10 protein-coding genes are annotated in these 8973 nt (G+C 44.6%); 6 read left to right on the top strand and 4 right to left on the bottom strand.

Features of this window, described 5'->3' with window-relative positions:
- The first annotated feature begins 194 nt into the window (after nucleotides 1–194).
- Complete coding sequence (locus A3739_RS24805) at nucleotides 195–893, top strand: type IV pili methyl-accepting chemotaxis transducer N-terminal domain-containing protein (RefSeq protein ID WP_082878600.1); 699 nt, start codon at nucleotides 195–197, stop codon at nucleotides 891–893.
- Between the two features lie 55 nt (nucleotides 894–948).
- Here A3739_RS24805 and mutY read toward each other — a convergent pair whose 3' ends face one another.
- On the bottom strand, nucleotides 949–2031 hold the full coding sequence (gene mutY / locus A3739_RS24800) for an A/G-specific adenine glycosylase (protein ID WP_068503161.1): 1083 nt from the start codon (nucleotides 2029–2031) through the stop codon (nucleotides 949–951).
- Nucleotides 2032–2158: 127 nt separating this feature from the next.
- Between mutY and A3739_RS24795 the strand changes: the two genes are divergently transcribed.
- From A3739_RS24795 to hisF, 5 genes are all read left to right on the top strand, one after another.
- On the top strand, nucleotides 2159–2623 hold the full coding sequence (locus tag A3739_RS24795; protein ID WP_068477108.1) for an SRPBCC family protein: 465 nt from the start codon (nucleotides 2159–2161) through the stop codon (nucleotides 2621–2623).
- A 159-nt stretch (nucleotides 2624–2782) separates the two neighbouring features.
- On the top strand, nucleotides 2783–3376 hold the full coding sequence (gene hisB, locus A3739_RS24790) for an imidazoleglycerol-phosphate dehydratase HisB (RefSeq protein WP_068477106.1): 594 nt from the start codon (nucleotides 2783–2785) through the stop codon (nucleotides 3374–3376).
- A 69-nt stretch (nucleotides 3377–3445) separates the two neighbouring features.
- Nucleotides 3446–4084 carry an imidazole glycerol phosphate synthase subunit HisH gene (gene hisH / locus A3739_RS24785; protein ID WP_068475516.1) on the top strand — a complete coding sequence of 213 codons (639 nt, stop codon included), beginning with the start codon at nucleotides 3446–3448 and terminating at the stop codon, nucleotides 4082–4084.
- A 24-nt stretch (nucleotides 4085–4108) separates the two neighbouring features.
- Nucleotides 4109–4861 (top strand): 1-(5-phosphoribosyl)-5-[(5-phosphoribosylamino)methylideneamino]imidazole-4-carboxamide isomerase, encoded by a 753-nt coding sequence (gene hisA / locus A3739_RS24780; protein WP_068477104.1) that lies wholly within the window; start codon nucleotides 4109–4111, stop codon nucleotides 4859–4861.
- An 18-nt stretch (nucleotides 4862–4879) separates the two neighbouring features.
- Nucleotides 4880–5653 (top strand): imidazole glycerol phosphate synthase subunit HisF, encoded by a 774-nt coding sequence (gene hisF / locus A3739_RS24775; RefSeq protein ID WP_068477102.1) that lies wholly within the window; start codon nucleotides 4880–4882, stop codon nucleotides 5651–5653.
- 88 nt (nucleotides 5654–5741) lie between these two features.
- Here hisF and A3739_RS24770 read toward each other — a convergent pair whose 3' ends face one another.
- The 3 genes from A3739_RS24770 to A3739_RS31525 form a co-directional block, all read right to left on the bottom strand.
- Complete coding sequence (locus A3739_RS24770; RefSeq protein WP_068477100.1) at nucleotides 5742–6329, bottom strand: hypothetical protein; 588 nt, start codon at nucleotides 6327–6329, stop codon at nucleotides 5742–5744.
- A gap of 148 nt (nucleotides 6330–6477) precedes the next feature.
- Complete coding sequence (locus A3739_RS24765; protein WP_156502816.1) at nucleotides 6478–8400, bottom strand: GGDEF and EAL domain-containing protein; 1923 nt, start codon at nucleotides 8398–8400, stop codon at nucleotides 6478–6480.
- A gap of 188 nt (nucleotides 8401–8588) precedes the next feature.
- A complete protein-coding gene (locus A3739_RS31525; RefSeq protein WP_369821122.1) occupies nucleotides 8589–8870 on the bottom strand; it encodes a helix-hairpin-helix domain-containing protein in 282 nt (93 codons plus the stop codon).
- Between the last annotated feature and the right edge of the window lie 103 nt (nucleotides 8871–8973).

Below are 8973 nucleotides of genomic sequence, written 5' to 3'. Positions count from 1 at the left end.
AGCGTATTGTTTCTATTGATTTACTCAAATAGCGCCCACTTATAGTGCGTTTATATAATTGCTCAGTAAATTCATTTGTTTTATGTTTTTATTAATCGGTTTTATCGATGAATAAGCCTTAAAATAACTGAACAACTTCATAAATGTCGTCTAAATTTTATCCACTTACTTAGTGTCGCATGTTTAGGATGTTTATGTTTGTTTCTCTTACTCGTTCTTTTTTGTTGGCTGTATCGTGTTTTGTTGTCTTGGCAGGTATTTCTCCGTCAGCGCCAGCTATTAGCGCTGCTGAGTATGGTGTAGTACTGAACTTGTCTGGTAAGCAGCGCATGCTCACCCAGAAAATGTCTAAAGAGGTGACACTTGTTGCTTTAGGCGTTGATGCGGAACAGCACATCAAAAACCTAAGTGCTACGTCTGATTTGTTTGACCGCACGCTGAAAGGCTTGCGTGACGGCGATGCAGAGCTTGGTCTACCTTCAACGGAGTCGAAACGTATCGTACGACAGCTCGACAAGGTGGATGGTATTTGGGCTGAGTTCTATCCGGTTATTAAAGATGTGATCGGTTCAGGTGCGGTGACGCAGGATCAATTATCTCTAATTGCAGAAAAGAATCTTCCCTTGCTTAAGCAAATGAACAAAGCTGTTGGGCTATACGAAAAAGACGCGAAAAAGAACGGAACTGAGGCCTCACCCGAGCTCGCAACAACGATCAACCTTGCTGGCAAGCAGCGAATGTTGACCCAAAAAATGAGTAAAGAATACTTTTTAGTAGCACTTGGTTTTGATGTTGAAAATAACAAGTTGAATCTACTCGATACTTATTCTTTGTTTGATCAAACGCTCTTTGGTTTGCGTGATGGAGACGACATTCTGCGGTTCATTAGGTGAGGTGAGCGAGAGGCTGAACGCGCAACTTGCTCAATTTAAAATCCAATAAGCTGCTCTATGGTTTAGTTATTTTCTCTTCGAAGTATTTTGAGATCGGGGCAGGTAAGCCTTTTTGTGCACGCGCCTCGTGCGTTAGCCACTCAAGCCTCTCTTCGCGAATACTGTTTTCTTGTCGAGATACTTGGATGCGGACGGGATGGGCCAAGAGTGTGTAATGGCTAAAAATGTGTTTAAAAGGCGTGGCTTCATCAATAGATAAGCCTTTCAAATCAAAGCGTCTTTCTACTTCTTCGAGTATTTCATCGTATGTGTATTCTCGACTTAATTCAGGAAGTGAATGAAGCCCGCCCCAAATCCCGCTAGCAGGTCGTTTTTCAAACAACGTTTCATTGTTGCAAGTAATATCTAAAATCCAGCACTCTTTCACTGGATTTTTCTTCTTTGGTTTTGAGGTTGGGCGAAGCGTGATTGTGTCATTTGCATAGGCTTGGCAGTCAGTTTGAAATGGACATTGTGTGCATTGCGGCTTAGAGCGCGTGCATAGTGTTGCGCCAAGGTCCATGATGGCTTGCGTGTAATCCTCACATCGTTCGGTAGGGGTGTAGTTATCAGCCAATTGCCAGAGCTGTTTTTCTATTTCTCGCCCACCAGGCCAGCCTTCGATATCGTGCAAGCGTGTAAGTACGCGTTTAACGTTACCATCGAGAATTGGTGCTGAGCGTTTGAAAGCAATAGATGAAATGGCGCCTGCGGTGGAACGGCCTATTCCAGAGAGTTCCATAATCTTCTCTACGTCACTCGGGAATGCACCGTCCAAATCAAAGACGACATGTTTTGCTGCTTTGTGAAGGTTTCTCGCACGTGCGTAATATCCTAGGCCTGCCCATTGAGCGAGCACTTGTTGTTCTTCGGCATGGGCCAAGGAATGAATGTCTGGGAAATGCTCCATAAACCGCTGGTAGTAGCCAATGACGGCAGCTACTTGTGTTTGTTGCAGCATGATTTCTGACACCCAAACTCGGTATGGTGTTTTGTCAGATTGCCAGGGCAGGTCCTTTCTACCGTTAATGTCGAACCAAGCTAATAGGCGTTTTGCAAAATCTTTAGTGGGTGAGAATGGGCTTGGTTGTTGGCTCATGTTTGTCGTTTATAGGCTGTATTAGAAAGTCGCTGTAGGATGCTTTTTTAAAATGACTTGTTTATCATGCTGAGCAAAGCGCGAGTAAGCTAGCGCGTCAATAAAAATTAAACAAGAGGAAAGCTTCATGGCATTCAAAGTTAATATTGATGTCGATCGTACTATTACTGTTTCTGCTGACGTTGCAACGGCGTTTGCGTTGTTGTCAGACGTTCCTGCATCTGCAGAGCATTTTCCAAAGATTGAAAACCTCATTGATCAAGGTGATGGCGTTTACCGTTGGGAAACTGAAAAAGTAGGAATTGGTGATCACGCTTTGCAAACCATTTATGCGAGCAAATACGTGTCAGATGAAGCGAATGGTTCAGTTGAATGGACGGCCGTTAAAGGCGAGGGTAACGCTCAGGTTTCTGGTGGTTGGTCTTTAACTGAAGTAGATGGCGGCACAGAGCTAACTTTGAGCAGCTCTGCAGAACTCGAGTTGCCATTGCCAAAATTGCTTAAGATGGCCATTAGCCCAGTGGTTAAAAGCGAATTCGTACGTATGGTAGATACCTACGTCGAGAATATTGAAAGTGCATTGAATAGCTAAGTGAAGCGAAATGCATGAAAACCCTCAGTTTTTACTGGGGGTTTCTTGTTTTTGGCGGTAGGAAGACAGAGGCATAAAGGCTATAATCGCGAGCCTGCTGATAAAGGTGTGATAAAAATGCCTGGTCAGTTGTTTAATATGCAGAAATTGGAGTGATACATGAGCGCCAGAACAGCGCAAGTAGAGCGTAATACCTTAGAGACGCAAATTAGCGTATCAATAAATCTTGATGGTACAGGTGAAGCAAAGTTCGACACCGGTATGCCATTTTTAGAGCACATGTTGGATCAGATTTGTCGCCATGGTTTGATCGACATTGAAGCGCGTGTGAAAGGTGATTTACATATCGATGATCACCACTCTGTTGAAGATTTAGGTATCACTCTAGGACAAGCTTTCGCTAAGGCTGTCGGAGATAAAAAAGGCATTCGTCGTTATGGGCATGCATACGTGCCGCTTGATGAAGCATTGTCGCGCGTAGTGATTGATTTCTCTGGCCGCCCTGGACTCGAAATGGATGTTCCATTTGTAAAAGGCTCTGTTGGTGGTTTTGATTGCGATCTGTTTTATGAGTTTTTCCAAGGCTTTGTAAACCACGCGTGGGTGACTCTGCACATCGACAACTTGAAAGGTAAGAATGCGCATCACCAAATCGAAACCGTGTTTAAAGCTTTCGGTCGAGCACTGCGCATGGCGCTCGAATTCGATGATCGAATGGCAGGTATGATGCCGTCTACAAAGGGTACGCTTTAAGCCGTACAAGTACGTTCTTTCTAAGCGTCTTTGCATGATTGCAAAGACGCTTCTTAGGTAAGTCAAAGCATGAGTTCTATTGCAATTATTGATTATGGCATGGGTAACCTTCACTCCGTTGCGAGTGCGTTTGAACATGTCTGTGGTTCTTCAATTCAAGTTACTTCTGACCCGCCTGTGATTGAATCAGCTGATCGCGTTGTATTGCCGGGTGTCGGCGCGATGCGTGATTGTATGGCTGAGATCAAGCGTTTGGGTGTCGATGAAATTGTTTCCAAAGTTTCCAAAGATCGACCTTTTCTAGGTATTTGTGTCGGCATGCAGGCCTTGATGCAAAGCAGTGAAGAGAATAGTGGCGTTGATTGCTTGGGCTTGTTCGATGGACAAGTAAAGTTTTTTGGCGATGACTTACGTGAAAATGGTCAGCGTTTGAAAGTGCCTCATATGGGGTGGAATCAAGTGGAACAGCGTGATCATCCGCTGTGGCATGGCATTGACAATCAGTCTCGATTTTATTTTGTGCACAGCTACTACGTGCCAACTAGTATTGATCAAAATCTCGTTGCGGGTACGACGCGTTACGGTGTCGATTTGAGCGCTGCTATTATGCGAAATAATGTCTTTGCGACGCAGTTTCACCCTGAGAAAAGTCAGCATGCTGGCTTGCAACTACTTAAGAATTTTAGTGAATGGAATGGTCAGCTTTAAGCTGGCATTGGTTTGGAAATAAATATGTTAATTATCCCTGCAATTGATCTTAAAGACGGCAAGTGTGTTCGATTACGCCAAGGTCGTATGGACGACTCTACGGTATTTTCCGATGATCCTGTTGATATAGCTGGTCGCTGGATGGATCAAGGTGCACGTCGACTGCATTTGGTGGATTTAAACGGCGCATTTGATGGTGTGCCTGTTCATGCTGAGATCGTAAATGCCATTGCTAAGCGCTTTCCGAATTTACCGATTCAAATCGGTGGCGGAATTCGTAGCCTAGATACGATTGATGCCTACCTGAATGCTGGTGTTGAGTACGTAATTATCGGCACGAAAGCAGTGAAAGAACCAGAGTTTGTGACGGAAGCTTGTGCAGCTTTCCCAGGACATATCATCGTTGGCTTAGATGCTAAAGATGGCAAGGTTGCAACAGATGGTTGGGCTGATGTGTCTAGTGTTGAAGCAACAGATCTTGCGAAGCAGTTTGATGAAGCCGGTGTTTCGTCGATTGTATACACGGATATAGCTCGTGATGGCATGATGCAAGGTGTGAATGTTGAAGCGACAGTGCGTCTAGCTCAAGCTTCTTCTATTCCTGTGATTGCATCGGGCGGTGTCACGAATATGGAAGATATCAAAGCCTTGGCTGCGCAAGCTGATCAAGGCATTTGTGGTGCGATCACCGGTCGTGCGATATACGAAGGAACGCTCGATGTGAAAGAAGCGCAAGACTACAGTGATATTCACAGTGGTTACGTTGCGAAAGACTAAGATTTTTAAGGTGTAGTCATGGGCTTAGCAAAACGTATTATTCCTTGTTTAGATGTAGAAAATGGGCGCGTGGTGAAAGGCGTTCAGTTCGTAGATATTCGCGATGCGGGTGACCCAGTAGAAGTCGCTAAAAAGTACGATGAACAGGGCGCTGACGAAATTACCTTTTTGGATATAACGGCGAGTCATGAAGGTCGTGATACGACGATTCATACCGTTGAAAAAATAGCTGCGAATGTTTTCATCCCATTAACGGTTGGCGGCGGTATCCGTAAAGTCGAAGATATTCGTAACATGCTGAATGCAGGGGCTGACAAAGTGAGTATTAATACTGCTGCAGTATTCAATCCTGAGTTTGTTCGTGAGGCGGCAGAGAAGTTCGGTAGTCAATGTATTGTTGTTGCGATTGACGCGAAGAAGGTGAGTGCCGAGGGTGAAGAACCTCGTTGGGAAATTTTCACTCATGGCGGACGCAAGCCAACGGGCTTAGACGCCGTCGAGTGGAGCAAGAAAATGGCAGAATATGGCGCTGGAGAGATTTTGCTCACGAGCATGGATCAGGATGGTGTAAAAAGCGGTTATGATCTCGGTGTTACGCGTGCGATCGCTGATGCTGTTCCAATTCCAGTGATTGCCTCGGGTGGCGTGGGAAATCTGCAGCACTTGGCTGACGGCGTCACTGAAGGTGGTGCTGACGCTGTTTTAGCAGCGAGTATTTTTCACTTTGGCGAATACTCGGTACAAGAAGCGAAAAAGCACATGTCTGATCAAGGTATAGAAATGCGTTTGTAGGCGCCTATTTTTCGAGCATAAAAAAGCCCGATCTTAGAAATAAGTTCGGGCTTTTTGCGTTTTAGGTCTTCCGTTAAGCGTTTCGCTATTAAGCAAACACACCCCAATCATTCAAACGTGTACGCAATTTCAGTGAATCATTTACTTGTTGCGTTGCCTGCCATTGCTTAGTGGCTTTTGCTCCAGCAAGGATCATCATGTCAACGTCATCACCAGTGATTCGTTCTGCAGCGCCCAAAGTGATCGACTTAAACTCTTGCTGGCTAAGCTTAAGGTTTGTGTTCAAAACGAGTTCGTTAAACTTTGTACGCGTGTTTAAGTCGCAACCTGCTTGCTTTGCGATCATGTCAGTAGCGCCAATAAGATAATAGCCAATCGCTTCTCTTAACCAAGCGAGTTGACCTGTTTCAAGATCTTGAAACTCACGCTTGATAGCGATCATCTGAATGCCTGCAAAAATCTGCGCTTCTTTAAGTGTTTCAATGCGCGTGATGAATGGGGCAGGAGTAGCGTATTCATCAACGAGAATTTCCTCGTCGTCTAACGCGCTATGCACGCCAAGAGTAGTCGTGGCTTGGAAGCTCTGTTTCTTTGATAAGTTTACGATGCGATAGGCAGCGTAAGCGAAGAGAGCAAGTGTTAGCGCTTCTAAAGCGTGGATAGCGATGTTCAGCATGTAATACAACTTCCAATGATTATTCTTAGTTGGGGGTAGTATACCGACGATTACATTTTGTTACACGAAAGAGGTAACACTTTGAAGGGGACTTGGGTCACGCCTCGAAGGTCAATTGACCCTCGAGGGTTTTAGCAATTATTTGCAATTACACAGCTTCAGCAAGCCTATGTTCTCGTTCTAGGAAGAATGTGCGCAGATCACCGTAATTGATTGGCTTGCTAAAGAAATAGCCTTGTGCGAAATCACATTTGTTAATGTCTAGGAAGTCACGCTGATCTTCACTCTCAACGCCTTCGGCAACTACTTTCAAGTTTAGTTTGTGCGCAACGGCGATGATCGCTGATGTGATTTCCATGGCATTGAGATCTTCTGGTATGTCGCGTACAAACTCACGATCTACTTTGAGTATGTCGACTGGCAAACTTTTCAGATAGCTAAATGAGGAGTAGCCAGAGCCGAAGTCATCGATACTTACGGTACAGCCATAAGCCTTGATGCGATTCAATTGATCGATCACTGTTTCCATGTCTTGCATGAGCATGCTCTCGGTGACTTCTAGCTCTAGGTTACGGGCAGGCATGCCTGCTGTTTCTAGTGCATTATTCACCGTATTGACTAGGCGTAAGTCAGTGAATTGTCGTGTTGATAGGTTAACTGCAACACGTAAATCTAAGCCAGAGTCTTGGTTGAGTTGATGAATTTCGCTACATGCCTTCTTTAAAACCCAGTCGCCAATCGGGACGATCAGTCCGGTTTCTTCAGCAATAGAGATAAAGTCATTGGGGGAAATTTCACCTTTAACTGGATGACGCCAGCGAATGAGCGCTTCAACACTGTTTATTTTGTTTGTCTTTAAATCGATTTGAGGTTGGTAATGAAGATAGAACTCGTCATTGCTTAGTGCATGGCGAATCTCGTGCTCAATCTCCATAAGATGGCTGGCTCTAACATTCAACTCTTCAGTAAAGAAGCAGTAGCCGTCTCGTCCGCGTTCTTTGGCGCGATACAAAGCCATATCTGCATTGCGCATCAAAGTTTCACTGCAGGTTGAATCGCTCGGAGCGATCGTAATACCGATACTAGTTGAAACGATGACTTCATGCTTGCCCAGTTTGATTGGCTTTTTCAATATCGCGAGAATGTGTTCCGCGATCGAAGAGATTTTGTCATTGTTCGAAATATCATTGAGTAGGATGGTGAATTCATCACCACCTAAGCGTGCTACCGTGTCTTGCTTGCGCACGCATGTTTTAAGTCGCTCTGCGATCGTGCTCAGCAGTTCGTCGCCTGCTTGGTGGCCCAGCGTGTCATTGATACGTTTGAATTGGTCAAGATCAAGGAACATGATCGCTGAGGTATGCTTGTGTCGGCGAGCGCTTAAAACTGATTGATGCAGTCGATCAATAAACAATCGGCGGTTGGCCAGCCCTGTAAGGGAGTCAAACAAGGCGAGATTTTGCATCTTAGAATTAGCGTCTTTTAAAGCACTAATATCAATCGCAGATAGTACATAGTTCGTGATGATTCGGTCTTTGTTATAGACCGCGGCAACTGTGATCGCACACCAATATTCGGTGCCGTTTTTCTTCACGCAAAGTGCCTCGCCTTCCCAGGCTGATTTCAAACAACTATTGTCTAGCAATTGTCTGGTTTCGTTTTCGAGATGGCTCTCGGGGGACAATATATCAATCGATTGTCCGATCACTTCGTGGTGCAGGTAGCCGTTGCTACGACAGAATTTCTGATTAACGTATTCGATGACACCATCAGCGTTAGTCATGACGATACTTGCACCGCTATTTGTGACCGCACTGCTCAGCTTCGACATCATTTGTTCGGTAGCTTGGTGGCTCGAAATATTGTTTTTAAGTCGCTTATTTAATCGAATGAGTACAAAGCTCATTGCCGCGAATATGATGGCTAAAGAACCAAACACGAAGACTTTCAGTAGCAGCTCATCATTTTTATGAGATGAAATCTGTAGTGATGAATCTGCTAATAGCGTGAAGCTTGAAAGTGCGAGGATGCCGCCCAAACATACTTTTCTTATTGTTGATGCACTAAGCACAAGAATACCTACTCGAATTATATTTTTTATGTAATTTCAGTGTAGGGGAGTGGATTAGTTAAGCAGGGGGAGTATCGTTTTTTTGTGTAACGTTTGTAAGCTGTTGAGTAAAGGTATGAAAGTAAATATGTGTATGGAGGAAGAATAACTAGGCCATGCATTGCGCATGGCTTAGTTAAATTAATGGCTTAGATCAGCTCTTTTGCTTTGGCTGTCCAATCAGCGAAACCTTTTGTTTTCGCGAAGGCTTCTAATTTTTTCTTATCGGCCGCACTCGGGTTTGCGACCTGTTTGAAACTTGTGATTCCAGCCTCTGCAAGTTTCTTCGCGGTCGCTGGTCCAACGCCCGGTAGCTTACTTAAATTATCAGCAGCTTTCTTAGCCGCCGCTTTTGCTGGCGCAGCTTTTTTAGTAACGGCTTTCTTGACCGTTTTAACTTCTTTCTCGACTGCTTGCTTAGCGGTTTTAATTTCTTTCTCAACGGCTTTCTTCGCAGTTTCAATTTCTTTCTCAACGGCTTACAAACGTTACACAAAAAAACGATACTCCCCCTGCTTAACTAATCCACTCCCC

The organism is Oleiphilus sp. HI0067 (assembly GCF_001635735.1).
Note: the sequence above shows the minus strand (reverse complement) of the source record. Positions and strands in the feature narration are given on the sequence as shown.